Origin of the sequence: Bacteroides sp. 1001302B_160321_D4 (assembly GCF_015667765.1) — a bacterium.
GTDB classification, from domain to species: Bacteria; Bacteroidota; Bacteroidia; order Bacteroidales; family Bacteroidaceae; genus Bacteroides; species Bacteroides xylanisolvens.
The window spans coordinates 46,522-73,073 of sequence record NZ_JADPLO010000029.1; the positions used below are offsets into that span (position 1 = coordinate 46,522).

General features: G+C 46.8%; 23 protein-coding genes and 1 tRNA gene. 22 read left to right on the forward strand and 2 right to left on the reverse strand.

Translation table 11 applies throughout. The annotated features are described in order from the left end of the window. Positions 1 to 12 precede the first annotated feature (12 nt). From KFO40_RS12735 to KFO40_RS12840, 22 genes are all read left to right on the forward strand, one after another. Positions 13 to 246 carry a hypothetical protein gene (locus KFO40_RS12735; protein WP_004318187.1) on the forward strand — a complete coding sequence of 78 codons (234 nt, stop codon included), beginning with the start codon at positions 13 to 15 and terminating at the stop codon, positions 244 to 246. Between the two features lie 156 nt (positions 247 to 402). After that, a complete protein-coding gene (locus KFO40_RS12740) occupies positions 403 to 630 on the forward strand; it encodes a hypothetical protein (protein ID WP_004318188.1) in 228 nt (75 codons plus the stop codon). Between the two features lie 19 nt (positions 631 to 649). Further along, a complete protein-coding gene (locus KFO40_RS12745; protein WP_004318189.1) occupies positions 650 to 994 on the forward strand; it encodes a hypothetical protein in 345 nt (114 codons plus the stop codon). Between the two features lie 8 nt (positions 995 to 1,002). Further along, the gene (locus KFO40_RS12750; RefSeq protein WP_004318190.1) at positions 1,003 to 1,524 is read left to right on the forward strand and encodes a hypothetical protein; all 522 of its coding nucleotides are present in this window, start codon (positions 1,003 to 1,005) and stop codon (positions 1,522 to 1,524) included. Beyond that, positions 1,512 to 1,790, forward strand: a complete 279-nt coding sequence (locus KFO40_RS12755; protein WP_004318191.1) for a hypothetical protein — start codon at positions 1,512 to 1,514, stop codon at positions 1,788 to 1,790. Before KFO40_RS12750 ends, KFO40_RS12755 begins: the two co-directional genes overlap by 13 nt. Before the next feature lie 4 nt (positions 1,791 to 1,794). Further along, a complete protein-coding gene (locus tag KFO40_RS12760) occupies positions 1,795 to 3,159 on the forward strand; it encodes a hypothetical protein (protein ID WP_004318192.1) in 1,365 nt (454 codons plus the stop codon). Beyond that, positions 3,152 to 3,853 (forward strand): hypothetical protein, encoded by a 702-nt coding sequence (locus KFO40_RS12765; RefSeq protein ID WP_004318193.1) that lies wholly within the window; start codon positions 3,152 to 3,154, stop codon positions 3,851 to 3,853. The genes KFO40_RS12760 and KFO40_RS12765 overlap by 8 nt, the downstream gene beginning before the upstream one ends. Beyond that, the gene (locus tag KFO40_RS12770) at positions 3,837 to 4,787 is read left to right on the forward strand and encodes a DUF6712 family protein (protein WP_004325869.1); all 951 of its coding nucleotides are present in this window, start codon (positions 3,837 to 3,839) and stop codon (positions 4,785 to 4,787) included. Before KFO40_RS12765 ends, KFO40_RS12770 begins: the two co-directional genes overlap by 17 nt. 9 nt (positions 4,788 to 4,796) lie before the next feature. Further along, positions 4,797 to 5,609, forward strand: coding sequence for a hypothetical protein (locus tag KFO40_RS12775; protein WP_004325870.1), 813 nt, complete (start codon positions 4,797 to 4,799; stop codon positions 5,607 to 5,609). Next, positions 5,606 to 6,040 (forward strand): lysozyme, encoded by a 435-nt coding sequence (locus tag KFO40_RS12780; RefSeq protein WP_004325871.1) that lies wholly within the window; start codon positions 5,606 to 5,608, stop codon positions 6,038 to 6,040. The genes KFO40_RS12775 and KFO40_RS12780 overlap by 4 nt, the downstream gene beginning before the upstream one ends. After that, positions 6,037 to 6,483: a hypothetical protein gene (locus KFO40_RS12785; RefSeq protein WP_004318197.1), complete on the forward strand. Its 447-nt coding sequence runs from the start codon at positions 6,037 to 6,039 to the stop codon at positions 6,481 to 6,483. Before KFO40_RS12780 ends, KFO40_RS12785 begins: the two co-directional genes overlap by 4 nt. 4 nt (positions 6,484 to 6,487) lie before the next feature. Beyond that, positions 6,488 to 6,898, forward strand: coding sequence for a hypothetical protein (locus KFO40_RS12790; protein WP_004325872.1), 411 nt, complete (start codon positions 6,488 to 6,490; stop codon positions 6,896 to 6,898). A gap of 33 nt (positions 6,899 to 6,931) precedes the next feature. Further along, entirely contained in the window at positions 6,932 to 7,237 is a 306-nt protein-coding gene (locus tag KFO40_RS12795) for a DUF4160 domain-containing protein (RefSeq protein ID WP_004303371.1), read from the forward strand. Positions 7,238 to 7,243: 6 nt separating this feature from the next. Beyond that, complete coding sequence (locus tag KFO40_RS12800) at positions 7,244 to 7,483, forward strand: DUF2442 domain-containing protein (protein ID WP_004318202.1); 240 nt, start codon at positions 7,244 to 7,246, stop codon at positions 7,481 to 7,483. A gap of 5 nt (positions 7,484 to 7,488) precedes the next feature. Then, complete coding sequence (locus KFO40_RS12805; RefSeq protein WP_004303369.1) at positions 7,489 to 7,716, forward strand: helix-turn-helix domain-containing protein; 228 nt, start codon at positions 7,489 to 7,491, stop codon at positions 7,714 to 7,716. A 343-nt stretch (positions 7,717 to 8,059) separates the two neighbouring features. Then, positions 8,060 to 12,361, forward strand: a complete 4,302-nt coding sequence (locus tag KFO40_RS12810; protein ID WP_005681019.1) for a phage tail tape measure protein — start codon at positions 8,060 to 8,062, stop codon at positions 12,359 to 12,361. A gap of 9 nt (positions 12,362 to 12,370) precedes the next feature. Next, positions 12,371 to 14,506 (forward strand): hypothetical protein, encoded by a 2,136-nt coding sequence (locus KFO40_RS12815; RefSeq protein ID WP_004318205.1) that lies wholly within the window; start codon positions 12,371 to 12,373, stop codon positions 14,504 to 14,506. A gap of 43 nt (positions 14,507 to 14,549) precedes the next feature. Continuing rightward, positions 14,550 to 14,759, forward strand: coding sequence for a hypothetical protein (locus KFO40_RS12820; protein ID WP_004318206.1), 210 nt, complete (start codon positions 14,550 to 14,552; stop codon positions 14,757 to 14,759). Next, the gene (locus KFO40_RS12825) at positions 14,756 to 15,922 is read left to right on the forward strand and encodes a hypothetical protein (RefSeq protein ID WP_004318207.1); all 1,167 of its coding nucleotides are present in this window, start codon (positions 14,756 to 14,758) and stop codon (positions 15,920 to 15,922) included. Before KFO40_RS12820 ends, KFO40_RS12825 begins: the two co-directional genes overlap by 4 nt. Positions 15,923 to 15,931: 9 nt before the next feature. Next, on the forward strand, positions 15,932 to 22,720 hold the full coding sequence (locus KFO40_RS12830; protein ID WP_211146433.1) for a CotH kinase family protein: 6,789 nt from the start codon (positions 15,932 to 15,934) through the stop codon (positions 22,718 to 22,720). 432 nt (positions 22,721 to 23,152) lie between these two features. Beyond that, on the forward strand, positions 23,153 to 24,448 hold the full coding sequence (locus KFO40_RS12835) for a reverse transcriptase domain-containing protein (RefSeq protein ID WP_004325875.1): 1,296 nt from the start codon (positions 23,153 to 23,155) through the stop codon (positions 24,446 to 24,448). A gap of 1 nt (position 24,449) precedes the next feature. After that, positions 24,450 to 24,944: a hypothetical protein gene (locus tag KFO40_RS12840; RefSeq protein WP_004325876.1), complete on the forward strand. Its 495-nt coding sequence runs from the start codon at positions 24,450 to 24,452 to the stop codon at positions 24,942 to 24,944. A 49-nt stretch (positions 24,945 to 24,993) separates the two neighbouring features. Here KFO40_RS12840 and KFO40_RS12845 read toward each other — a convergent pair whose 3' ends face one another. Further along, the gene (locus KFO40_RS12845; RefSeq protein ID WP_004303351.1) at positions 24,994 to 26,139 is read right to left on the reverse strand and encodes a site-specific integrase; all 1,146 of its coding nucleotides are present in this window, start codon (positions 26,137 to 26,139) and stop codon (positions 24,994 to 24,996) included. A 158-nt stretch (positions 26,140 to 26,297) separates the two neighbouring features. Further along, positions 26,298 to 26,371 (reverse strand) — tRNA-Arg (locus KFO40_RS12850). Positions 26,372 to 26,552 lie beyond the last annotated feature (181 nt).

Here is a 26,552-nt window from a genome sequence, read left to right on the forward strand (position 1 = left end):
GAAAGATTTGTTATGAAAGATATAGAAGTAAACGGCGCACATATAACAGATGAAAGTGCCGAGATTTTGACACAGTGGCAAACTAAGACGGAACCGGTTTCCGCTTGTTACATCGAAGTTATTGAGGACCTAATCGATTTCCTAATAGAGAAAGGAGATGAAAGTACACCAACAAATGAGGTGTTAAGAAGGATTCAATTATTACGTATGATGAAAAAAGACATCGAAAAGTTGTCTAATCCTTAATATTAACAATTTAGCATACCGGCTGAAAAGGCAGCCGTTGGGTTTAAGTCCCAGGTTAGGGTTTGTTTGTGCCGGGGTGGTTCCCGGCACTCTTTTTTATGTCCTTTTCGTCCGTTTCCGTTCTTCCCACCTTTGCAGTAACCAATGATTCAAATTATGAAAATAGGAACGGACAAATGGAAGCATTTCGGAATTAATTACGCTATATGTGCCCTGTTGGGTGATTATGGTGTTCCCTTTGCCCTGGGTGCTTCACTGGGTAAGGAATACGGGGATGAAATGTCCCCCTGTAATAAATGGGACTGGAAGGATATTCTGGCAGACCTGGCCGGGATCGTGGCGGGTTATTTGACGCATGTATGTATCGTCCGGACTATAATGTAACATTTTCAACTCTACTAATATGACGGAAACGATAATTACAGCGATTATTACAGCTCTTTGCACGGGTGGCCTGACTTGGTTATTCACTCTCCGGTATACCCGTAAACAGGCGGAAGCTGACGCCATGAAGTCAGTACAGGAGGTTTACCAGGAACTGATTGAGGATATGAAGAATGACCGTAAGGAATTGAAACAGCGGATCGACGATGTAGAGAGCCAGTACCGGGAACTCCAGCAGAAATGTAACGAAATGGAAAAGGATATCAGGCAGAACGCCCGCGTAATGGATATCATGAAACCGTTTCTTTGCGGGGTGAAAAATTGCCTGAACCGTAAATCTATCACTTTCGACACTAATAACTAAAATCAATTATGAGACATGGAATCGTACACCTACTTATTCTTATTTGTTTTGCAGCTTGTTTTTACGGTTGTCGTTCTCCTCGCTCTGTTACACGAAAAACGGTTACAGAAGCAACTGGAGAAGAAAAACAAACAACTACTGACGGAGTTATTGAACTTGCGCGGAGAGATTCGAGCCATGAGGAGCACGTACTTGACGTTTACCGGGAAGATAGTACGCATATCCGTATCGACTACGACAGCCTCGGAAGAATTAAAGAAATTGATTTCAGTAACCGAAAAACTGAAAAAAGAACTGGAAAGAATCAAAGCAGTTCCCTCCGGGATCATAAGGAAACTACCAGTCAAACGGAAACAGCCGTTACCCGTAAATCCGACGTTAAGCAACAAAGCCAGGAAAAAGAAAAGACTACAAACGGGTGTAGCCTATGGACGTTCCTAAAATTCATGTTTTTCTTTCTATCCTTCTGCTTGGTACATGATAACTGGGCCAGTATTAAAAACTTTATCCGCCGGCTATGGAAAAAATAAACCTTTATGTAGCGGTAGAACAGATGAAGCGGATTACCATTTCCGGGGGTACCTTTTCTATCAAGTTCCGGAAATGGAACCGTCAGACGCGGGACGGCGGCGACATGGTGATACTTACTGCCGCCCGTTTGAGGAAAAAGGCGACGGATGAAAGCATCGAAAATTCAAGCTATAAACTATTCCTGACGGACACCACAACGGGCCGGCCGCTGAATTGCTGGGAATGTCTGGTAATGGAGTTCAACGGGAAAAGAATAACGATTTAAGATTATGGAAATAAGACGAAGTGGCAACTTTGGAATTATAGATACCGGCACCGACAAGGGTTTGATCTCCTTTTCTATCGGTGGCCGCGGTAAAGGTTGGGAACCTTCCAGCATCCAGTTAAACCGGCGGGGGGCTTTCTTTTCGCGAAAGATCAGCGTAAACGGTACCTTTATCGTTCCCATGGGTGACAATAACGACATGCCGGGCGAGGTCATGCGTTTACTGGATAAATTCTACGCCGGTGAAGGTATTATGGGTAAAATAGCCGGTTTACAGTGGGGAGAAGGCCCGCGGCTGTATGAGGATGCGATCGACGAAGAGAATAACCGTTTTTACCGGCGTTGGAAACTCGATCCGGAAATAACCGCCGACCTGGAGTCGTGGGATTACACGACGGTTCTTCACCGCTCACTCGTAGACTTAACACACATGCAGGGCTTTTTTATAAAGTTTGTCCGGAACCGTGCGCCGCGTGTAGGCAATCCCGGGCGTTTGGTACGGCTGGAACATATTCCCTACCAGAAGGCCCGCCTGGTATATCCTCCCGACGGCGAGGATGAACCGCAGGAAGTACTTGTGGGCGACTTTCCTTATCCTGATCCGGCCTATACTTACCGTTACCCGGTCTTTGATCCGGCCCACCCGTTCAAATATCCGGTTTCTGTGAAATATTATAATATCTATTCCTTTTGCAAGGATTTTATGAGTACACCGCGTTTTTTGGGTGCGCTTGACTGGCTGGAGCTTGCCGGCGGTCTGGCCGCTATCCTGATCGCCTATAACGAAAACGCTTCGGCCATTTCCCTGCATATCGAATCGCCGCAGTCTTACTGGGACCGCGCGGAAGCACGTATAAAACAGGTTTGCGAGCGTACGGGCGAGAAATACACGGCCCAGATGCTGGAAGATTTCAAGGACGAAGCTATGGAGAAATTCGCCTCCAACATTACCGGAAGGCAGAACGCCGGAAAATACATGCACACGACCAAATTCTGGAATCCGGAAGCGAATAACTTTGAGGGCTGGACGGTGGAACCACTGGATAAGAAGATAAAGGATTATGTGGACGCCCAGATTAAGATATCCAATAAGGCGGACGCTGCCGCCACTTCCGGCTTCGGTCTTGATCCGGTACTTTCAAATCTGATTATAGAAAACAAACTTTCTTCCGGATCGGAGAAATTATACAGCCTGAAAGTGTATAACGCTTCTGAAACGGCTATTCCGGACATGATCCTTTGTAAGCCGTTACAGCAGTATATTAATGCCAACTTTCCGGGTACCGCAACGAAAGTAGGGCTTTATCGTACCATAGTGGAAGCGGAACAGAACGTTTCACCCTCTAACCGTATGAAAGAAAATGCGTAGTCTGTTTTTTACACCGAAACCGGAAGATGTGCCGGAAGAACCGGTAAGCGACCGGCAACCGGAAGAGAACCGGGCCGATAACACCCCGGATAAGCATATAAAGGCCCGCCGGACGAAAAACGTTCATTTTGACCGGCGGATAAAATCGGAGCTGCACCTGGAAGAGTGTTTGCCCTGGCATTTTGAGAAAGGGGCGTCTTATCACTGTATCAGTCATGGGGACGTTGACAGCCTTACTTATCTTCGTGTGATCGTGAAGCAACAACCGGTGGAATATGTTCTGATTTCTACCTGGTGTATGGCAATTACCGATGTTAAGGAGGTGGAGAAATGGCTGGAGAGAAAAGACATAGGGCACGCGGATTTTTATGTAGGTGAAATCTTTCAAGGTTCCTACGCGGATGTTTATTTATACCTAAAGAAGGTGGCGGAACGTTTCGGATCACGTGTCTGCATCTTCCGTAATCATGCTAAAGTAATGGCCGGTTTTGGTAACGCTTTTGATTTTGTAATAGAAAGCTCGGCCAATGTGAACACCAATCCGCGCACGGAGCAGACCTGTATAACGATAGATACCGGGCTGGCCCGCTTTTATAAGGAGTTCTACGATGAAATAAACAATTTCACAAAGGATTTTGATAATTGGAAACCATATACATTAAAAAGAGACCGAGCAAATGACGAAGTTATTTAATAAAGGCGGTGACGGTGCCGGTGAAATAGTCCGTGTTCTGGGATTGATCGATAATGATCTTGATTTTACCAAGTGGGAACCTATCTTACCGCTGGGTATTCGGGATTTACAGGCTATCATCGGAACGGAACCCATAGACGCGGTAGATAAGTATTACCGTGAAGATCATGCGGACGGTACGGAACCGGACGGCATGGCGGAAACTTTGCGGCTGATGCAGCAGGCGGTGGCAATGTTTACCTGGTTAAAGGTCATTCCCACTTTAGACGCACAACACGGAACGGCCGGACGTGGCAAACACCTTGGAGAGAATGAAACGGGTATGACCGCCTTACAGGAGTTCAAGGATGAAGAGAATATCCGGAACCTGGCTTATGAAGCCGTAGACGCGTTGGTGGAGTTAATGGACCGCGAAAAGTTTGATTTCTGGATGAACGGCATTAAGAAAAAGGCTATAAACCGGCTTCTAATCCAGAATAAGGAAACGTTCGATGAATATTACAATATCGGCAGTCACCGGCTTTTTCTGGTGCTTATTCCTATGATCCGGGAAGTCCAGGACGGGCAGATAATACCTGTTATCACCCGGAACCGTTATAATAAACTGATTGAAGGCGATACCGTTTTAACGGAGAAATTGCTGGAGTATGTACGCCGCCCGCTTGCACTTCTCACCATAAAAAAGGCCGTTGAACGTTTACCGGTGGAAGTTCTACCCAATGGAATCGTACAGGTACAGCAGAGCACAACCGTACGGGATAAATTGCGGGCGGAAAAAGAGGCCCGGCAATCGGTTGCTAACAGTCTGGAGCAGGACGCGGCGGCTTACCTGGATGTATTGCAGGATATCATCAGGGAACTGGATGCGCAGTCGGAAACGGTGGATTACTATATACCGGGTGTTACCGTACAATCCAAAGGAATAACCTTTTAATGTCCGGACATGGAGAAGTTTACATATAATAGTAAGACGGCGGAGGTTCCTTCATGCCTGGATGAAGTCAGCAGTGAGCAGTACCGGCAGTTTCTTATATTGTCGGTACTGATGAACCGCGGTACGATCAGCCCCGGACAGTTCCGCGTAAAATGGCTTTCTTTCCTTCTGGGCATGAAAGCGGATTACACCATGTACCGGCGTGAGATCATCCGGGAGCTGGACGGCCAACTGGAAAAGCTGGACGGCTTTTTCTCTTATACGACCGGTAAGGAGGGCGAGCGGATCGTTACGCCCATTCTGAAAACCGGGCGTAACCTGATGCAGGATTTTGGGAGCTGGCATGGTGTCGGTGACATGCTGAACGGTCTTACTTTCGGTAACTTTTGTGATTGCCTGGATTTGTTGCAGCAAAGCAAGCAGGCGGCGACAGAAAAAGACGAACCGGCTATAAATGAAATCTTCCAGGATATCACATTAAAGCTTTACCGGTACAAGGACCCGGAGAAGATGCCGGCCGTTCCTTCCTTGCTTGCCATTCATGCGGTAAACTTCTTTTCCGCTGTTTGGGAAATGGTTCTTTCCGGACCGGTTTATATTGGTGGTGAAGATATTGACTTTCGGATATTATTTCAGAAGTTGGCATCCGAGGACCGGAAGGCGGACGATAAAACCGGCTGGACCGGAATAGTCTTTGAAGTGGCGGCTTCCGGCGTGTTCGGTAATAAGAAGGAGGTGGACGATACACCCTTTTGGGATGTATTACTTTATCTGTATAAATGTAAGTTTGAGTATTTACACCAAAAACGTAACAAGAAATGAGAACAACAACAGGAACAAAAAACAAGATTAAGCAATTTGAGGGGCTACGCCTGAAAGCGTATGTATGTGCCGCGGGAGTATGTACGATCGGTTACGGTCACACAACCGGCGTAAAACCGGGAGATGTTATCACCGAGGCCCGGGCCGACGCTTTCTTTGAATCGGATATCAGGGCGGTAGAAAACCAGGTAAACGCGCTTCCCCTTCATTTGGGACAGTACCAGTTTGACGCGGTAGTAAGCTTTTGCTTTAATGTAGGTATCGGAAAATTCAAGAAATCAACGCTTTATAAGAAGATCAGAGCGGATGCGTATGAGCCATCCATACCGGCAGAGTTTAAAAAGTGGATATACGGGGGCGGTAAGATTCTTCCGGGGCTTGTTACCCGCCGTGAATGGGAGGCGAAACGTTATCAGGGATTGACGATATGATAGATATAAAGGTTTACCGTGAATACTGGGAAGGCGTACAAAAACGTATTCCTGAAATAAAGAAGGTGCTACCCGTTACCATTGACGAGGAAATGAGTAAGACGATACAGGGGCTATCAAAAGAAGAATGTCCGGTGCTCTTTATTCTGATTCCGTCGGGAACGGGTGCCAGCCTTTCGGCTGACAATGTGAGGGAAAATAATTTATGCGTTATTTTCCTTATGAGCAAGTACGATCCCCAACGTAAAGGGGCTTATGAGACTATCGAAGAGGTGCAGCCGGTTATGGAGCGTATCAAACAAATGCTGATAGAAGATTCTGCCACCGGTTGCCCTGTCACTAAGGAACTGGATTTAACCAGCCTTTCCACTCTTCCGGAATCCGGCTTTTACCGGACGTTTGCAGGGTGGAGCCTGGCTTTCTCATTTAAAACAAGATTCTAACTGAATGGCCGAGAATTTTAAAACGGATTTTTTTACCGACCGGATCGGGCGTGGAATACAGGACATATTTCAAGCCCAACTGGATATCGCTACCAAACGGATTTACCAGAAAGGCCGTGAGCGTAGGAAAGTACAGGGAACCGGGGAGATCATACAAGGGCGATCCGGTGCATTAATGGCCGCACTACAGAACCCGAATTATTCGGTCATTCCGGACGGCGAAGGAGTAATCGCACATTCTAACCTTCCATTATATACCCGCTTCCTGGATATGAAGAAACACGGTAATTACCAGATTTATAACCGGCAGATATACGGGATTCTATATCATGACACACTCGGGAAGATTAAATATGAATATCAGGATTATGTAAGGGAAAGGATAAAAGAAATGTTTGCCAGTTCGCTAAAATAGGTAATAAAATTAATACCTAAATATTTGTAGGTAATGATTTTATTACCTATCTTTGTTTCAGTAACCAATAAAACAAAGTTTATGCCTGAAATTTGTAGATTCTTCGGTATTATTATATTCCTCTATTGGAAAGATCATAATCCGCCACATATTCATTTTACTTATGGTGATTATGAATGTTCTATTAGCGTATTGGATCGGATTGTAGACGGTCAGGCTCCAGCTAAAGTTATTGCAAAAGTAAATGAGTGGATTAACTTGCACGAGGCAGAAATACTTTCTCTTTGGGAAAAGGCCCAAAAAGGGGAAAAAATAGATAAAATTGAACCATTAAAATAAACGCTTATGTTACGGGTTATAGATGTGGATTATATTAGGAATTACGAGCTTCTTGTTACTTTCAGCGACGGGAGTAAAAAGATCGTAAATTTGGAACCTTATCTTACAGGTGAGGTTTTCGGGGAGTTATTGGATAAGGAAAAATTTGTTCAATATGGTTTAACCCGTGCTACTATTGAATGGGCCAATGGTGCCGACCTTGCACCGGAGTTTTTATATGAAATTGGTATAGCTGCATATTTTTAGACCCTATGAATGATTGTTTAGCTATTCAAGATAAGAAGGAAGAAACTTTCTTATATCGGATTTTTATTTCTCACCCGGAACTAAATGCTTCTGCGGTGGCTCGACGTATGGGAATAAGTCAAAGCCTTATGTCTCAATATATAAGTGGAATAAAAAAGCCCTCACAAGAACGGGAGGCCCTAATAGTAAATACTATTAAAGATATCGGTAAAGAACTAACGATGATTGTATGACATACGAAGATATTTTATTTTTGATCGGCTTTTTCCTGGTAATATTTTTTTTCGTAGGATGTAAGCATAAACCGGCTACTTTATCCGGGTGGCTTGCTTTTGCCTTTCTTTCCTTTATCGTGACGCCTCTTATATCGGTTCCTCTAACCTGGTACATTTGCTGGATGATAGATCGGGCAACAATTAAGGATAAAGAATGTTTTGATCCTTCGGATTTTACCTTTAAGAGATAAAATACTTTCTTCTTAGTATAATAAGCCTGTAGAATGGTTCTACGGGCTTTTTTTGTGTCCTTTTCCGCCACTTTACACCAGGATAATTTTGCCTTATAAAATTTACTCTTATGGCAAAATTAAAACCTGACTATATCGAATGGGTGTTAACCCTGAACGCCTCCGATGCGCAGAAGGAAATACATAATCTTTCAGAAAAGAACAAGGAGCTCCGGGATAGCAATAAGGAGATAAAAAAGGCTATGACCGATTTAATCGCCACCGGGAAAGCTGGCGGTAAACAATGGAAAAGGCTTGATGAGCAACTGAAAGAAAATAATAAGACGATCGGCGAGAATAACAAGAAGATTGCCGAATGTGAGAAACGGCTGGATAAAACCACCATGAGTGCCAACCAGCTGGCAAGGAAGGCAAACGCCTTGCGGAAAGAGCTTCGCGATACGGTGAAATCCTTGCAGCCGGAAAAATATGCCGCCCTGGAGAAGGAACTGAAAGAAGTTGAGAAAGCATACGGGCAGGCCACGAAAAAGGCGGAAGGTTTCGGCGGTTCCCTTCTTTCCCTGAATAAGATAAAAACGGTTCTGGCCGGTGTGTTTGTCACTATCGGCGCAATGATAACCGGACAGATTGTCGGCGGGCTAAGGGATGCGATCAGTACTATTATAGAGTTCGAGAAGAAAAACAGTACTTTGGCCGCTATTCTGGGAACCACGAAAAAGAGTATCAAGGATTTAACAGATGAAGCGCGCCGGCTGGGTGCTACTACTTCTTATACGGCCGCACAGGTAACGGAACTTCAGATAGAGCTTGCCAAGCTGGGATTTTTTAAAGAGGATATTAAAGCGATGACGCCTTCCGTGCTGAAATTCGCTAAGGCTGTGGACACTGATCTTGCCTCGGCTGCTACGCTTGCCGGTGCAACATTGCGTATTTTCAACCTTGATGCGGAAGATACGGAACGGGCTGTTTCTACTATGACTATGGGATGTAACGCATCCGCTTTAAGCTTCGAGTACTTAAATACGGCAATGTCTATTGTTGGGCCGGTTGCTAATTCTTTCGGATTCACGATCGAGGAAACGACCGCCCTTTTGGGGGCTTTGGCAAACAGCGGTTTCGACGCTTCATCGGCAGCGACGGCAACACGTAATATTTTGCTTAACTTGGCTGACGGTAGCGGTAAACTTGCACTTGCCCTTGGTGGTCCTGTAGATAACTTAGAAGACCTTGTAAAGGGGCTGAAAAAGCTGAACAGTGAAGGAATAGACCTTAATAAGGCACTGGATTTAACGGATAAACGTTCGGTTGCCGCATTTAATACCTTTTTAAATGGTACTGATACCGTTTTAAATCTCCGTGATGCAGTAACAGGAGCCGAAGAGGGATTTAATGCCATGGCGGAAGAAATGGGTGATAATGTACAAGGTTCCCTCAATACATTAAGTTCAACTATCGAAGGGGTAGTTTTACGTTTCTATGAATCAAAGGGTATTCTTCGGGATTTAATAGACCTTGTTACGCTTATGGTGGAAGGTGTGGGCGGTATGATCGACATGTTTAATAAATGGGGTGTTGTCACTTATACCGTTACCGCTTATTTGGTTTCTTACTATGGAGGACTGAAAATCGCTACCATGTGGCACGCCCGTTTTAAAACGGCGACCCTTGCTTCGGTCGTTGCAGAGAAAGCGCACGCCGTACAGCTTTATATCAGCCGGGCGGCTACTCTGGCTTATGCGGCGGCCCAGGCATTGCTGCACCTGAATATTAAAAGATGTACCGCCGCCCTTCGGTTAATGAGGATCGAACTTTTGAAGAATCCATATACGGCCCTGCTCGCGTTACTCGTGGCAGCCGGTGTTGCTATCTACCAGCTTGCAAAGAAGACGGAACAGGCTTCGGCGGCGATGAAGGCCCACCAGGAAGTCGTAAAGAAAGTGAATGAAGAATATGCCAGCCAGGAAGCAAAAATAAAAACTCTTGTAGCTGCTATTAATGACGAGAACCTTTCCAACTACACCCGTAAACAAAGGCTCGCTGAATTAAAAGAACTGATACCGGATTATAATGCGGAATTGAATGAAGAAGGCAGGCTCATAAACAACAACAAGGAGGCTATAGATCAATATTTAGTTTCCTTGGAAAAACAAATCAAGTTGAAAGCTTACCAGGAGGAACTGGAAGAATTGTACAAGAAAAAAAGGAATCTTGAAAGCCAGGAATCAGAGCAAAGCGACGCTTACTGGGACACCCGCCAGCAAAATACATTGTCAGGATATAACCGGAACAGTCTTACCGCTAAAATAAGCCGTTTATTTGGTACGGAAAAAGAGGCTAACCAGTTGAAAGCCCTACAGACAACACAGAAGGATTTGGCCGGTATAGAATCAGCAATCGCCCAGATCAATAATGATATCTTAAAAACAGAGGCGACGGCCACTTCATTAACCGGAACCAATAAAGAAAATATAAATACTGAAACATCCCTCATAAAGAAACTGGAGGCCGAAAAGAAAAAGGTTCAGGAACAGTGGGCGGAAGACAGCGAAGCGAATATCGCCAAGAAAAACAAGGAAATAGAACGTATCGACACCGAAATAAAACGTTTAAACGAACTGGGGAAGGTCAAAAAGAAGGCGGAAGCCGGGGAGTATAAAAATACGGAAACGGACGCCACGTTAAAACCTCTGGAGATCGAGCACGAAAAACGTATGCTTCTAATCAAACAGAACCGGGAGAAGGAAAATAAGACGGAAGCCCAGTATATTCTCGAAGGGACGGCGGAAAACCTTCGCTATTACCGGGAACGTATCGACGCACTCCAGAAGCTGGAAGCAAAAACGCCGGCTAATAAAAAGAAATTACTCGATGAAATCCACAAGCTCGAAACAGAAGCACAGACGGCCATTTTTACGGAAACCGGCAAGCAGGAGGACGCCCGTATAAAACTGGTACAGGAGAAACGGGACGAACGGTTAAAGATTGAAACCGCCTATTACAATGTCCAGAAGGACACCATGGAAAAAGCGGTATTAAACCAAAGTATCACGCAGGAAGCCGCCGACGCCTATATGCTGGAAGTTGAAGCGGAGCACGCCGCAGAACTTCTGGAGATAAACCGTACTTACCAGAATGATATTGCCGCTTTGGAAATTACCGGTAAACAGAAACGTATAGAAACAGCGACGGAAGCGGCCGACGCCGTGCGTGAGTCTGAAATGAAGTTATTGCGTGATCGGGCGGCCATTGCTCAAAAAGTACGTGAAATAACTTCCGTTCCGGTAGGAATAACCGGTATGCAGGAAGCACACCGGAAACAGGTTCAGGATGTAGAAACGACTTATAATGCCATAATTGAGATAGCGAGGCAGGCGGGAATTTCTACCGTTGGTTTGGAGAAACAGAAACAGCAGGAAATTAGCCAGCTTGAATTTGAGTACCAGAATAGTTTATACCAGATTCAATCCCAGATCGGCGTATCATGGGCACAGGAATACCAGAATGAACTGGCCCTGTTAAAGAATCTGCACGATCAGGAATTAATAGATGAAAAGACATACCAGCGTAAAAAGCTGCAAATGCAGATGAATAACGCTAAAAAATACTTTGACTACTATTCCGGTCTTTCCTCTTCCATGGTGGAAGCCATTCAACAAGCCGAAATCGACCAGGTGGAAGCAAAATACGATGTTCTCATACAGGAAGCCGAGAACAACGGTGAAGATACTGCCGCCCTGGAAGAAGAGAAGGAAAATAAGAAACTGGAGATTCAAAAGAAGTACGCGGATGTAAACTTTGCTATCAAGTGTTCCCAGATCATAGCAGATACGGCCGTTTCGATTATGAAGGCGTACGCGGACCTCGGGCCGATTGCCGGAACCGTTGCTGCAGTAATGCTTGCGGCTACCGGTGTGGCCCAGCTTGCATCGGCCAAGGCAGAACGGGACAGGATTAAAAACATGTCCTTGAAAAACACCACCGGCAGCAAGACCGCCACGGCTGAACGTGTTGTTTCCGGTTCTTCCGGTGGTGGGTATTATGAAGGTGGTTACACCGGTCCCGGCGGACGTTATGAAGTGGCCGGCGTGGTTCATAAGGGGGAATATGTGGTACCACAGCCGGAAATGAATAATCCTAAAGTGATCGACGCCGTTAGCACTATCGAAGCGATCAGGCGGCAGCGTACCAGTGCCAACCCGTTACCACAGAATCCGGGTGAATATTATGAAGGCGGTTACGTGACTTCCCCTGCAGGTGATTCTTCCTACCGGGAGTTCCTGGAAGCGGCAAAGGAGCTTCGCGCCTCCTGTGAGGCTATCAAATTGATAAAGGCCTATATCGTTTACCAGGATTTGGAGAAGGCCAAAGAAACTATAGATAACGCCCGCGACACCTTTACACGCGGAAAATAAGTAATCATTATGCTAAAGATTAAGACGAACAAAGGTTATCTGGACTTAGGGGGTGACTTTACCGTACAGATCGACGAGAAATCCCCCGTCATGAACGACCGGGGATCACAAACCGTACCGGTCACGGTTCCCGTCACTGCCAACAATGCAGGGATAACCGGTTTTGCCCACCGGCTCGACATGGGTGTAAAACCGATGAATGAAGATCAGACATGTACGGTATTGGACGGGGTGTATAAACGTACCGGAAAGATAAATATCGTTTCCGCCGGCAGGACGGAAGGAATTACTTTAAATATCGGTTTTGACAATTCGGAAGCCTACAGCGCCTGGAAAGCAAAGAAACTGAACTCGATCACATTACCCAGCATAAGCGGCGGTACCGTTAGCGGTCTTATGTCCTCTATAAACTGGTTCTTCACGGATTCCCATGAAGATTTTGCCATATTTCAAATAGTAGTCAAAAATGATTCCAAGGACGGCACGTATTACCCGCAATACATAAACCGTATCACTTTGGATTCAAACGGTGAATATGCCTTATGCTATCAGGCAAGGACGGAAACACTACTGATAAATGATACCCCGACCGAAACGAGTTTACCGGAAGGGTACGGCGTGGCCCCCTTCTTATACGTGCACCGTGTCCTGGACTTTATATTTTCAGAATTTGGTTATACTATAACCGAAAATCCTTTTAAGACGGACAAGGAACTTTCCAGCCTGGTAATCCTGAACAATGCCGCCGACTGTTGCGTGACGGGTATCCTCAATTATGCCGATTTAATGCCGGATTGTACGATTGAGGACTTTTTAAACGCGCTGTATGTACGTTTCGGACTGGTTTATAATGTCTCTTCCGATACGAAAACGGCCACTTTAAGACTGATCCGGGATATAATGGAAGATGAACCTGCCGTTGATCTGTCCCGGAATCTGACGGCGGAACCCCTTATCAATTATGAAACGGCCCGTCAGATAAAGTTATCGGCCAAAACGTCTTTTACCGGTGCCGCGCCTTCGGTGGAACGGTACGAGGACTATATCAAGGGGAACGAAAAAATGGTTATCCGTGTAAGCCGTTTCGATCCTTCCCAGGCCTCCGTGTGGCTGAACTACGAGAAGACCACCGGCAACTGGTACAAATGGGATTCGGGCAACAAGAAGCATACGTTATCATCATCCAGTTTCTTTAACTGGGACCGGAAGACGGAAAACGTAGAGGACGAGGAGCTGGCGAGCGATGATGAATGCGTGTTTATGGATTTTGCCCCGAACGGCCTTCTTTCCCCGTATTACCTGGCCGGGTATGTGCACCGTTATACCTACCTGAAAACCTCTTCCGATGATGAAGAGGATTCGGAAAAGGAGGAGACGCCGCTTTCCTTCGCTTTCGCTTTTACAAAGGCCGTTACGGAAAGTACGGATTATTCCTTCGGTTCTATTTTACCATACGCTCCGGACGGCGGAGAAATTACGTTAAAAGACGGCAGCAAACATACGATATCGCTTTTATTCCAGTTTGAAGACGGTCTGTTTGCCAAGTTCTGGCAGAAGTATGACGCCGTATTAAGGCACTCTTTTAACCAGGTGGACACAAACACCCTTTTACCGGTTCACCAGCTTATGAAAATGGATGTCTTGACCCCGGTAGCCCTGCGGGGGCAGTACATGCTTCTGGACGGCCTTTCCTATTCGCTTCCTGCGGGTAAACTGGTACCGGTAAACATTACGTTGCGTTCCCTGCGTCTGATCGGTCCCTATAATCTGGATAATGAACAGGGCATTCCCGTGTGGGGCGGTGCTTCCTACGTGTGGGTCGTATATTCTTCCAATTTGCAGAGTGTACAGGCCGGAAGGGTGGAATATTGGGAAGATTATTACCGTTATCACTGGATGTATGCTGTGTACGGTTGCCGTGTATCGAATACGATATATGACGGGTATGTTACGCCGTCAACGGATGAGGATATATTAAAAAATCCGCCCACCGCACAGGATAACATCATAGAAAAAACTTACAAATGTAAGATAGAGGTTGAAATCGAGGTAAACGAGCGTTCCGGCGCGGCCAACTATTTTTGTTACGAAACGGAAGAAGTCGAATACCAGGTAAGGTTTGTCGCATCGAGGGTGCTTAGCTGATCCCGTCCTTTATTCTTCCTTTGATAAACCCAACTTTTGCAGCATGGAAAAGCAGAATAATATCATCCTTGCCCCGTCATCTTCACAGGTGACGGAGCTTTATAAGCTTTGGAGGGAAAACCATGCGGGGCGGCTCTCGGACTTTTACAAGTTCCTGACGTCTCCCACGGATCAGCGTGATCGTTTCCTTTCCGGACTTGAAAATAAGAGTGAGTTTAACGGAATATTCATCGTTAACACCTTTGAATTATGAGTTTGACAGCAAACATTGATCCGACGGAAAACGCCTTTACCGGAAACCCTGTTTATCTTTCGGTAGAAACTACTTCTATGGCGACTTACAATATAATGTATTTCGTGAACTTTGAATTTATGCGTTCCATATTTACCGGTAACGGTAATGGAAGTTTCAAGGTGAATATCGCGGAGGTCCTGGAAACGCTTTTTGTTGATATTCCCCCGTTAACGGACAGTTCCGAGATGTTGATAAGCCTTTCCGATAAACGGTATAACAAGGCGGTCGTCACGATCACCCTTCAAAATGAGGAGGAAGAAACGGCCACTTTGGTTGTTACTGCCTGGCGTGGCGGTATATCCAAACGGGCTTTTAAGAAATTGCATGAAGAAGGTAATAACATCTTTTCTTTGAAGTTCTTGAATGAATCCTGCAATTTCTTCTTTACCACCCGGAGCAATGACTGGCGTATAACGATGCGCGAGACGGAACTTTACCCGCTCTGTTTCATCTATCCGGAGCACGAGCTGAAAATAACGGAACTTCTTACCGGACAAAGCCTTGCAGTACCAGGCACGGCAGGGAATTTCTACGCCTTGAACCTGGAGGCCGTAAGACTTAAATTCTTTACCGATTACGGGGTACTGGCCAACCTTTTTGACGTGTATAGCGGTGAAACGTTCGCTCTCCGGATCGGGATCGAGCAAAGCCCGACGGTCCGCGAGCGTTACCGGCTCCGGTTCCTGAACAGTTACGGGGTTTACGAGGTGTTTTCCCTGGAAGGCGAGGCGAGCGTAACTCCCGGCATGGATGAAGACGAAGACGCTGTTTTCCGGCGTTACGATGAAATTACCGATGATTATTATTCGGATCGCATACGTACGGAGATACAGGAAGCCGTAACGGTTAAGACGGGATTCAAACGCCCGCAGGAAATACGCTTTCTTCTTGACCTGCTTTCCTCCGATGATGTCTACCTGGCAGGTTACGGCCGGGAAGAGATCAAGGTAATTCCTTCGGCGGAAGAGTTTTCTTACCGTGTCCGTCCGGACGCGCCGCAGAACGTGACGTTAAAGCTCACGTTTGCCGAGAAGGAGTCCAACTGGACGGGAGAAATCACGGAAAGCGGCTACCGGAAACCGCGGGTTCATTCCAAAGAGTTCAGTAAACAATTTAATTAATGTATCTATATGGCAACACAGGAGTATATCGATGATCTTATTATAGTCATTGAAACCGCGGAGGACGCGGAAAGCGTTACCAACCAAATGGTGGCGGCGGTTCTTGGCTTCTTGAACGAACACCTGAAACTGGTTTCCCAGGGTAAGGAAATCGAGGCGGAGGAAGCCGCCCGCATTGCCGCCGATGCAGCCTTGCAGAAGGCTATCGACGCCGTTTCTCTACGTATCGACCGGCTTGTCGGCAACAACGCTTCGCAGGCAATCGACAACTTTAACGAAATTCTTGCTTTTCTGGACGGGCTTAAAGACAGTGATTCGCTGGCCGCATTGCTGGCCGATATCAACGCCCGTATCGGCAGCGAAGACGGTTCACAGAGTGAAGACGGTTCCCTTTGGGGAAAGCTGAAAAGTCTGTCCCAGGATATTAGCAGTTGTTCCGAGGACATAAGCACGTTGCAGGCAGACCGTGACGAAATGAAACAGGAGTTGCAGGAAACTGCCGGGCGTCTGTCTTCCACCTTTACCAATGTAAACAACCTCTTGAACGCCGGCAGCGTTTATAGTGATCTGTCGGGGGTGTTTGCAGCATTGAAAACGGCGGGGAAGATTGACGATGTCCGGAAAAACGGCGTGATCCTTTCTTTCCTCACTGCCGACGGCTGGGTGACGAAACAATTTAAAGGCAATCCGGACACGGATTTTGAGAATGTCGAAAAGTGGGAGGATTTCGGCAGCGGCGGTTCAGGCGGCGGGAATACCTATAATGTAACCGGCAGTGTGCCGCTTACGGAAGGTTTCTATACCCTGGCTTCCGCCATTGCCGCGGTACCGGAGAAGTGGCGCGGCCGGGGGCGTGTCATCACCTTTGAAACATCGCTCGGCAAATGGGAGACGTACCAGTTTACCGGAACCGCCCTGGATGCCTGGGACCAGGAGGCGAGCTGGGAAGAGTTCGGCGGCAAAGGAACGGTAAAGAGCGTAACGGTAAACGGCGAGAAGCAGACGCCGGACGCGGCCGGTAATGTGAATGTAAACGTGGATATCCTGGAAGTGGACGAGACTTTGTCCGCCGATTCCACCAATCCGGTAGAAAACAAGGTAGTAACCGCCCGTTTTAACGAGGTGGACGCTTCCACGCTGTTTAACGTAAATGCGGAGGTAAGCGAGGATGAAACATCCGTCCGTCTGTCTTTCCAGAACAAAAGCGGCGCGGAAATTACCGCCGTGGATATCCCGGCCGGTTCCGGTGGAGGTTCCGGCGAAACGGTGGCTACTAAAATTGTCTTGAATGCGGCTGTAGATAACGCCATAATCAAGGAAGGCGGAAACGCCCGTCTTACTTATACATACGATCACCAATACACCACGGGGGATGAAAAGGGGGAATCTACCGGGCAAAAGGCGGATATCACCGTTACGATCAGGCGTGGAACAACTACCATGTATTCCCAGACGGTCAGCGATGTTTCCAAAGGCAGTTACGAACTGGACCTTTCAAGTTACTTGCTTGTTGGGAATACCGATATTTACGTAGTGGCAACCACAACCGATCCGACTACCGGCAAGAAACAGACCCGACAGGCGTTTACATCCGTGAAGGTTGTCAGCCTTTCCCTTACCAGCTCTTACAATCTGGCCGGAGCCATAGCCGCAGGCGGTTATACCCTGGCCGACACGATTAATATCCCTTATGCCGTGAGCGGTTCCGGAACAAAGGTCGTCACGCTTTATCTGAACGGCCGGCAACAGAACGCGCACACCATTACAAGATCGGGAACGACAAACGGCAGTTTCAGTTTGTCCCCCTCTTCGCTTGTGACCGGCCGGAATACCGTTCAAATGGTTGCCGAAATGGAGGCTTCCGCCGATCTCGTGTTAAAGTCTGAAAGTATCTATATTGATATTCTGAAATCCGGAGGATCGGCACCGTTCATCGGCACGATGATGAGTTTTCCGGACGGCCGTATTTTTACGGAGGACCATCTTGTTCCGCGCTTGGAAGCGGGGCAGTACGAACAGGTAAAATTTGACTTTGTGGCTTATGATCCTGACGCAACGCCGGCTCAAATGGACGTTTACCGGGACGGGGTGAAAACGCAGTCTGTCAGTGTGGCCCGTACTACGCAGACATATACCAACCGTTTTACGGAGCAGGGCGAGATCACTATGAAATTTAAGACGGGGGCCACGGAATACCCGTTTTATATCGACGTAACGGAAAGCGGGATCGACTTGCAGGAAACTACCGCCGGGCTTGTACTGAAACTTTCGGCAGCCGGGCGGAGCAACAGCGAATCCGATCCGGGAGCCTGGGATTATGGCGACATACATACGACATTTTCTGGTTTCGACTGGAGCAGCAACGGCTGGACGGGTGACGCCCTGAAACTTACGGGAGGCGCGAAGATTGAAATCGGGTACCGGCCGTTCTCCACGGATGCAACCACTACCGGGGCTACCTATGAAATGGAAATTCTTTGTTCGTCGGTAACGGACCGGCAGGGGGTGATACTGGACTGTATGGCCGGCGATATCGGTTTCCAGATGACAACGGAGCAGGCCCTTATGCGTGTTTCCGGCGGTACGGAAGTAAGTACGAAGTTTGCAAGTGATATGAACCTGAAAATGGCCTTTATTGTCGGGGCCAAGGCCGGTAAGCGGTTGCTGGAACTTTATGTAAACGGAATCCGTTGCGGAGCGGTGCAGTATGGGGCTACCGAAGGATTACTGCAGGCGGAACCGGTGAACATCCGTTTGTTCAGTGATACGGCGGATGTGGAGATCAGGAATTTCCGTATTTATAACCGTGCGCTTACGGATGATGAAGAATTGAACAATTACATGGTAGACCGGACTACGTCGGACGAAATGGTCCTGTTATTTGAAAAGAATGATGTTACGGGGGACAACGGTACGGATATCGACATAGACAAGTTACGCGCCCAGGGAAAGGCGGTTATGCGAATTGTCGGCGATGTGAACCTTGTCAACGCCACCAATAACAAGAAATTCGAGGTACCGGTCGATATCTATTTTTATAGCCCGCAGGGTAAGGAGTACGATTTTGTAGCAAGGAATGTCGGTCTAAGAATACAGGGTACATCATCCACCACTTATCCGCGTAAGAATTACCGTCTTTATTTCTTGCGCCTGGAAAAATACGGTACCACGCTGGAAGTTAACGGCGTGGATGTGCCGTCCCTTGAATACAGTTTCAAACCGGGAGCACGGCCGATCAGTATATTCTGTTTGAAAGCGGACTTTTCCGATTCTTCCGGTACACATAATACCGGTGCGGTGCGTATTGTGAACGACGTTTGGAAGAGGTGCGGGTGGCTGACACCGCCGCAGGCTGCATATAAGGGGGAATATGACGTACGTATAGGCGTGGACGGTTTCCCTATGGACCTGTTTTATGACAACGACGGCACCGGTGCGAATACTTATCTGGGAAAATACAATTTCAATAATGAGAAGTCGGAAAGTGCGATCATTTACGGTTTTGAAGGAATTGAAGGATTCAACGACGAAGCGGCCCTGAACGGGCAGCGTAACAAATGTATCTGTCTGGAGTTCCTGAACAACTCCGAGGCCCTTTGTCTGTTCGGGACTACCGACATGTCTTCTTTTGATGATGCGCTGGAATTTCGTTTCAAGGCGGACACTACCTGGGCGGATGCACACGAGGACGACAAGGCGGCAGTTACAAGGCTTTGGAACTGGATCGATTCATGTAAGGATGATCCCGCCAAGTTCCTGGCGGAATATAACCAGTATTTCGGTAATGACAGCCCGTTTGCATGGTATCTGATTACCGATTACTTTATGGCTGTGGATAACCGGGCAAAAAACATGATGCTGGCGACTTGGGACTCTCTGATCTGGTATTTCCTTCCTTACGATATGGACACGCTGTTCGGTGTGCGTAATGATTCGGTACTGAAATACGAATATACCATTACCCACGAAAGTTTTGACGATAGTATCGGTAGTTATGCTTTTGCCGGCCATGATTCCGTTTTATGGGAACTGGTACGGTCTTGTCCGGACAAATTGCGTGAAGTGGCGGAAACCTTGCGTAGCAATATGAGCCTTGAATATGTCCTGCAAGTATTTAACGAGGAACAAATGGGCAACTGGTGCGAGCGGATTTATAACAAGGATTCGGAATATAAATATATCCTTCCGCTTACCGAAGGGGTGACAACCGGCAGCGGAACCAGTTATTATAATTATCTGTATGCCTTGCAGGGAAGCCGTTATGCGCACCGTACTTATACCATTCAGAACCGTTTCGCCCTTTTGGATAGTCAGTATGTGGCCGGTACTTACCGTCGTGACAGCTTCGCGGCTTATTTCGGATACAAGTTCGGCAGCGATAACCGGAAAATTCGGATTACGGCCTCCGAACGGTATTATTACGGGTACGGGTACACGTCCGGAACACCGCACCAAAGCGCGGTACTTGCAGAAACGGCCGGGGCTGTGGTGGAACTGACAATGGACACGGATTTAATTGTAAACGATCCGCAATATTTCTACGGTGCAAGCCGTATTCGCGGGCTTGATCTGACGGATGTAGCCCACGCCATTGTCGGCACGTTGAACCTGAACAACTGCACGGCCTTGCGTGAACTGAATGTTAGTTGTGAGGCCGGACAGACGACATTTAACGCCCTTCTGGTGGGTAATTGCCGTAATCTTCGAAAACTCGACATATCCGGACTTAAATCTTCTTCCTTTACCGGTATGGACCTTTCAAGTAATACCAAACTTGAAACCTTCCTGGCCGGTGATACATCCCTTACCGGTGTGACATTTGCCGGCGGTGCGCCTCTGGCCGTTTGCGTCCTTCCCGGAACTTTGCAGACGCTCGAACTCCGGTACCTGAACAAACTAACCAATGCAGGGCTGCAGCTGGAAGGTACGGCAAATATCACGCGCCTTGTGATTGATAACTGTAGCCTGATCGACTGGAACACGTTATTACAGCAATGCAGTGCGACCAGCTATCTACGAATTACCGGTATAGATATGGACGGGAACGGTAATTTGCTTCGCAGGCTTATGACAATGGGCGGCGTTGATGAAGACGGGGGAAACGTGCAGACGTGCCGCCTGGTAGGTACGTACCGGCTCACCCAGTCCATGTCGGATGAAGAGTACGCCGCCACCTGTGCACATTTCCCGGAACTGAATATCATTCAGCCGCAGTTTGTCGGTATAAAAATAGATCAGACGGTAGGAGACGGGGAAAAGATTACGAATCTGGATAACTCTACCGGATATGACTATAATACTGAATTTACCCCGTCTTCCCATATATTGGAAGTGTTGTCGAAAAGACGTTGTATTCTGGCTAAAAAGACGGCGGAGGGTGAAATGACCTGTTACCCGCTTCATGATGAGAACCGAAATAAATACGCGGATAGTGACAGCGTGGAGAACGCCACGGATGCAGTATTAACCGGATCGGAAGGTGAAGTTTACATATATGAGCCTCATTACTGGTACAAGGGAGTAACGGACGTGCTGAATCAGTGCCTTTACGGTTTTATTTCAAGTAATGAGGATGCGCCGGCAGCAGCAGGGTACACCAGTATAAGATTTACCCGCGAGGAACTGGATGTGACGGAAGGGATCGGGATTCGTAAGAATACGGATTACACAACCATTGAAGAGGCGAAGAATGAATACGAATCCGGATCGTTCGCCCTGGTGGACGTCCGGGATTACAAGCAGGTTCGTTTTCCCGGTTTTGCTTCTACTCTTTACGGTGCTGTATTTATAGATGATGCCGGGAAAATAGTAAGTCGGATCAGCGTTTCAAATGCGAACGGTTTTATCAATGGTATGTATCTGTTTTGTGCCGTTCCTGTAGGGGCTACGAAACTGGCCTTTACTTTCCTTAATTCGGCGGCCTTCGATTTCGTTTTACTCACAACATCGGAAAGTGTGGAAGCGATCGAGCCGGACTGGGTAGAGCATACGGAATGCCTGGGCGGTGTTTATGAAGCCTATCTGATTGATGATGTGCTGCGTTCTGTCAGTGGTGTTTCAAGTGTAGGAACTATTTCACAGAGCCAGGCAGTCAAATACGCCCAGAACAGGGGCAAAGGTTTCCAGCTGTTCGACTGGGAGATGCACAAGGATGTGGGTAATCTGCATTTCTTTAAATACGGTAATACCGATTCGCAGGGAGTTTGCGGATATGGAACAAACAATTACCAGAAAGTGACAGGCCTTACAAATGCGCTGGGGATGCGTGATACGGTTTCTTATTATAAGGAAAAGGGCGGTTCCAATCCACAGGCGGAAGGTGCTTACCGGGACGGTGTAAATTATCAGTCCGTCAATGTGCTGGGATATGAGAATTTCCAGGGAAACAAGGCGGAATGGTTGCAGTATGTCACAGTAAACAAGACGGCGGCGGACGGAAGGTGGTTTATTACCATGCCGGACGGAACGGAACGCGTTGTACAGGGAATTACTGTTTATAATGCGGATATTTATCCTACCCACATGGTTTGGGGCCGGTATATGGATTTGATTGCGGCCAAGGAAGGCGGTTCCACTTCCTCTCATTGGTTCGACAGGTTCTATGTGGGTACCGGGCTTTCTCGTGTGGTGTATCGGTCGTACGTCAGCGCGAACGCGTTCGGCGGTGTTTCGTGTGCGAGCGCGAGTTACGATTCATCGTACACGTTTGCGTACATCGGCGTTCGGCTTGCCTTCAGGGGCATCATACGCTGGGCGGGTAGCGTCGCGGCCTTTAAAGCCATAAATCAGGCAGATTAAGATAAAAAATAGCAACGTAAAACGTTGTGCGGGTAGCGCAGGCGTCCGGAAGTAAGACGGGTGCCGGTGCTTCCTGAAAGTACAAAGGCGGATTTCCTCATATACACTCGTGTGGTGTATCGGTCGAACAACAACGCGAACGCGTTAGGCGGTGTTTCGTATGCGAACGCGAATAACGATTCATCGAACACGAATGCGAACATCGGCGTTCGGCTTGCAAACAATTAGGATAAAGAAAAAGCGCATAAGCCTTAAAGATTGGCGTACAACAGTGGGGACGTGTCCCCGGCGTGGAGCCAAGAGGAATGAGCCTCGCCAACAGCAGCCGTTTACGGCTGGAAAGGGGAAAAATAAAGCGCAGGGCAATGGGGTTTGGTAGGAATTTTTTTCGAAGAAGCCCGGCCCGGGGAATTGAAGGCTAATTTAATTATCATGTGGAGAGAAGATAATATTATAGAAGAGATTGTCGAGGACTCCAATATAGAGGACGCCATAAAAACGGTATTGCGCAAAAGAAGACGAAAGCGCAGCTTTGCCGGGCGTAGAATACTGGCGGATGTCCCGAAGGCAGTAGAGAGGATCAGGCAGCGGATCAGGAGTGGGCGGTTCAAGCTCGGAGGATATCGGGAAATGACCGTAGACGACGGGCCGAAGGTAAGGACCGTACAATCGGTTTCCCTGGAGGACAGGATCGTTCTTAACGCTGTTATGAATGTGGTGGACCGGCATTTGAAAGTACGTTTTATCCGGACTACTTCCGCATCCATTAAAAACAGGGGAACGCATGACCTTTTACAGTATATCGTTAAAGATATAAAGGATGATCCCGAAGGAACCCTGTTCGGGTACCAGTTCGATATAACGAAATTCTATGAAAGCGTAGACCAGGACATTTTGCTGGATGCAGTGAAAAAGATGTTCAAGGATAAAATATTAATCGGAATCCTGGAAGAGTGCATCCGCATGATGCCTAAAGGCGTAAGTATCGGGCTAAGATCATCACAGGGGCTTTGTAATTTGCTTCTATCCATTTACCTGGATCACCGGTTAAAGGATCAGGAGGCAGTAGCACACTATTACCGGTATTGTGACGACGGTCTGGTGCTTTCCGGTAGTAAGAAATACCTTTGGAAGGTTAGGGATATCATTCATGAACAGGCCCGTAAAGCCCGCCTGGAGATTAAAAGCAATGATACCGTTTTCCCGATCACCGAAGGTATCGACTTCCTGGGATATGTAACCCGCCCGGATCATGTACGGTTAAGGAAGCGTAACAAACAAAAGTTCGCCCGCAAGATGCACAAGGTTAAAAGCAAGAAACGCAGGCAGGAGCTGACCGCCTCATTTTACGGGCTTACAAAACATGCCGATTGCAAGAACTTATTTTATAAACTAACAGGAAAGAAAATGAAAAAATTAAAAGATCTGGGCTACAAGTACAAGCCTAAAGACGGACGGAAACGATTTACCGGGGCAAGGATCAAGTCGCCCGAACTGATGAACAAGGATGTGATCGTACTTGATTATGAAAAGGATGTTCCGACGAAAAACGGAAACCGGACTGTTATAAAGCTGGAACTCGACGGCAAGGAGAGAAAGTATTTTACCAGCCTGGAGGAAACACTTTTCATTTGTGAATCAGCGGCAAGAGACGGAGAACTGCCTTTTGAAGCACATTGCGAAGGTGAAGTAAGTGAAAAAGGATTGATAATTATACATTTTACTTGAAATGATACGAATTTATGCAGACAGCAAGGCGGAACCGGTAAGATGTACCAACCGCCGCCGGGGAATCTGGCGTATTACGTGGGATTACCAGGAAACAGAGACAGCAGAAGGAGTGCAGCGTAGTTACATGGAAGAGACGTTCGATCATCTACCCGCACTGGCAGAAATCAAGGCGGTTATTAATGAATGGTATAACCGGAAGATAACCGACACGATCGAAAGCGGGTACGTATGGAACGGCCTGAAAGTCTGGCTTTCCATGGAGAACCAGATGAATTATAAGACGGCGTACGATCTTGCCTTGCAGACAGGCGGGGAAAACCTTCCTGTTACTTTCAAGCTCGGGGAAGAAGACAACCCGACGTTTTACGAGTTTGCAAGTATGCAGCAACTACAAGAGTTTTACACCGGTGCCGTGAAACATATACAGGAGACACAAAAGGAAGGCTGGGAACTTAAAAAGGCGATAGACTGGAGCGTTTATACGTTGGAGTAGAAAAAGTGAAGGGGGAAGCGGGAAACACGTTTCCCCTTCACTCTTTTAGTTATAACATATCATCAAAGGCGTGTATTCCCGCTTCGCGTTCATCTTCCAGAGCATGTGCGTAAACCATTGTCATAGTTATAGAACTATGTCCCAAAAGGTGGGATAGCGTTACGATATCATGTGTTTTCTTATAATACAAGGTAGCGAATGTATGCCGCCCGGTCTTTGAACTGATATCCTTTGTTATTCCTACTTTACCGGCTATTGTTTTCAATACCCGGTTTATATCCTGATCCGTGGGAAGGTTCATAAACAAGTTACCTTTTGTACGTCCGGCCCGGTAATATTCATAGATATAACGTGCCGGGTCCGATAAGGGTACAGTTACCGGTATTTTTGTCTTACCTCGTGTGTAGTGTAGTTCATTCCCTATGAACTGGTTTATCTGCAATGCTTTTGCATCGCCTATATGCAAAGAAGTAAAACAAAGAAACAGAAAAAAACGGAGTACGTTCTGGGTACATTCTTCCAGGCGGCCGGACCGGTACAAGGCGGTCAGACGGAGGAGTTCTTCTTCCGTCAGGTATATAACTTCACTTTTGGGGCGACGTATCTTTATGGCCGCGAACGGGTCCTGGTCCATATAACCGCCGCGTATGGCGGCACCTACATATATTTTGATAGTAGCCATGTTACGCCATGCCGTAGAATCCATGTTACCTATTTTGCGAAGATATGCAAAGAAAGACAGGAGAAATTCGTGGGTAATCTCTGAAAATACAAGGCCGGGTGCGAATGTTTCCAGTTTCTTGATGATAGAAACGTGATGTTTCCAGGTACCGAAAGAAATAGTTTTGCTAATTTGTTTGAGGTAAACCCGTGCAAAATCAAAGAAGGTACCAAAATCGGAGGGATTGTTATACTGGCGGAAGAAACTTTCTTTTGTCAGCGTCTCATTTTTAAGACGGGCACGGACAAATATATCGCTTACTCGTGAACGGATATTGGAGATGATTAAATTTTTATCCTTACTTTCTTTGTCCCGGCCTTTTATCACTTCGTTTTGCTCATCCCATTCTTTAGAGGTGACACTTAACCTTACCGCGATCCTTATTTTCTCGCGGTTGATATAAAATTCCACATACAGGGGGAGCCGGTCGGTTTTGCCTTTTTTGCCTTGTCTTACAACTCTTATTGCCGTCATTTTTATATGCCTATTTTATGCCTGTAGAGGGGATATGCCTACAAATATGCCTACACAGGCAGGTTATTAAAAGTTAAACGGGGCGAAAGTAAAACGTTTAATATCAGCTATTTAAAAGAAAAATCCGATAACATTTAACTGTTACCGGATGTTAATAGTGATTCCGAAGCGATTCGAACGCTTGACCCACGCCTTAGAAGGGCGTTGCTCTATCCAGCTGAGCTACGGAACCAGCCTTATTTGCGGATGCAAAGATAGTGCTTTTTATGAAAATTCAAAAACTTTCCGGCACTTTTTTATTCATGTTTTTCTTTATGGCTATGAATCAGTAATTTATAAAAGAGAAATATTTTGTTTAGTTATATGGTTTGGGATGAATAAATAGGAAAACGTCATTTTTACGAAGAATAACG

Excerpts from the sequence above, each read along its gene's own strand:
- KFO40_RS12735 (WP_004318187.1), top strand. The coding sequence starts at position 13 with ATGAAAGATATAGAAGTAAACGGCGCACATATAACAGATGAAAGTGCC.
- KFO40_RS12740 (WP_004318188.1), top strand. The coding sequence starts at position 403 with ATGAAAATAGGAACGGACAAATGGAAGCATTTCGGAATTAATTACGCT.
- KFO40_RS12745 (WP_004318189.1), top strand. The coding sequence starts at position 650 with ATGACGGAAACGATAATTACAGCGATTATTACAGCTCTTTGCACGGGT.
- KFO40_RS12750 (WP_004318190.1), top strand. The coding sequence starts at position 1,003 with ATGAGACATGGAATCGTACACCTACTTATTCTTATTTGTTTTGCAGCT.
- KFO40_RS12755 (WP_004318191.1), top strand. The coding sequence starts at position 1,512 with ATGGAAAAAATAAACCTTTATGTAGCGGTAGAACAGATGAAGCGGATT.
- KFO40_RS12760 (WP_004318192.1), top strand. The coding sequence starts at position 1,795 with ATGGAAATAAGACGAAGTGGCAACTTTGGAATTATAGATACCGGCACC.
- KFO40_RS12765 (WP_004318193.1), top strand. The coding sequence starts at position 3,152 with ATGCGTAGTCTGTTTTTTACACCGAAACCGGAAGATGTGCCGGAAGAA.
- KFO40_RS12770 (WP_004325869.1), top strand. The coding sequence starts at position 3,837 with ATGACGAAGTTATTTAATAAAGGCGGTGACGGTGCCGGTGAAATAGTC.
- KFO40_RS12775 (WP_004325870.1), top strand. The coding sequence starts at position 4,797 with ATGGAGAAGTTTACATATAATAGTAAGACGGCGGAGGTTCCTTCATGC.
- KFO40_RS12780 (WP_004325871.1), top strand. The coding sequence starts at position 5,606 with ATGAGAACAACAACAGGAACAAAAAACAAGATTAAGCAATTTGAGGGG.
- KFO40_RS12785 (WP_004318197.1), top strand. The coding sequence starts at position 6,037 with ATGATAGATATAAAGGTTTACCGTGAATACTGGGAAGGCGTACAAAAA.
- KFO40_RS12790 (WP_004325872.1), top strand. The coding sequence starts at position 6,488 with ATGGCCGAGAATTTTAAAACGGATTTTTTTACCGACCGGATCGGGCGT.
- KFO40_RS12795 (WP_004303371.1), top strand. The coding sequence starts at position 6,932 with ATGATTTTATTACCTATCTTTGTTTCAGTAACCAATAAAACAAAGTTT.
- KFO40_RS12800 (WP_004318202.1), top strand. The coding sequence starts at position 7,244 with ATGTTACGGGTTATAGATGTGGATTATATTAGGAATTACGAGCTTCTT.
- KFO40_RS12805 (WP_004303369.1), top strand. The coding sequence starts at position 7,489 with ATGAATGATTGTTTAGCTATTCAAGATAAGAAGGAAGAAACTTTCTTA.
- KFO40_RS12810 (WP_005681019.1), top strand. The coding sequence starts at position 8,060 with ATGGCAAAATTAAAACCTGACTATATCGAATGGGTGTTAACCCTGAAC.
- KFO40_RS12815 (WP_004318205.1), top strand. The coding sequence starts at position 12,371 with ATGCTAAAGATTAAGACGAACAAAGGTTATCTGGACTTAGGGGGTGAC.
- KFO40_RS12820 (WP_004318206.1), top strand. The coding sequence starts at position 14,550 with ATGGAAAAGCAGAATAATATCATCCTTGCCCCGTCATCTTCACAGGTG.
- KFO40_RS12825 (WP_004318207.1), top strand. The coding sequence starts at position 14,756 with ATGAGTTTGACAGCAAACATTGATCCGACGGAAAACGCCTTTACCGGA.
- KFO40_RS12830 (WP_211146433.1), top strand. The coding sequence starts at position 15,932 with ATGGCAACACAGGAGTATATCGATGATCTTATTATAGTCATTGAAACC.
- KFO40_RS12835 (WP_004325875.1), top strand. The coding sequence starts at position 23,153 with ATGTGGAGAGAAGATAATATTATAGAAGAGATTGTCGAGGACTCCAAT.
- KFO40_RS12840 (WP_004325876.1), top strand. The coding sequence starts at position 24,450 with ATGATACGAATTTATGCAGACAGCAAGGCGGAACCGGTAAGATGTACC.
- KFO40_RS12845 (WP_004303351.1), bottom strand. The coding sequence starts at position 26,139 with ATGACGGCAATAAGAGTTGTAAGACAAGGCAAAAAAGGCAAAACCGAC.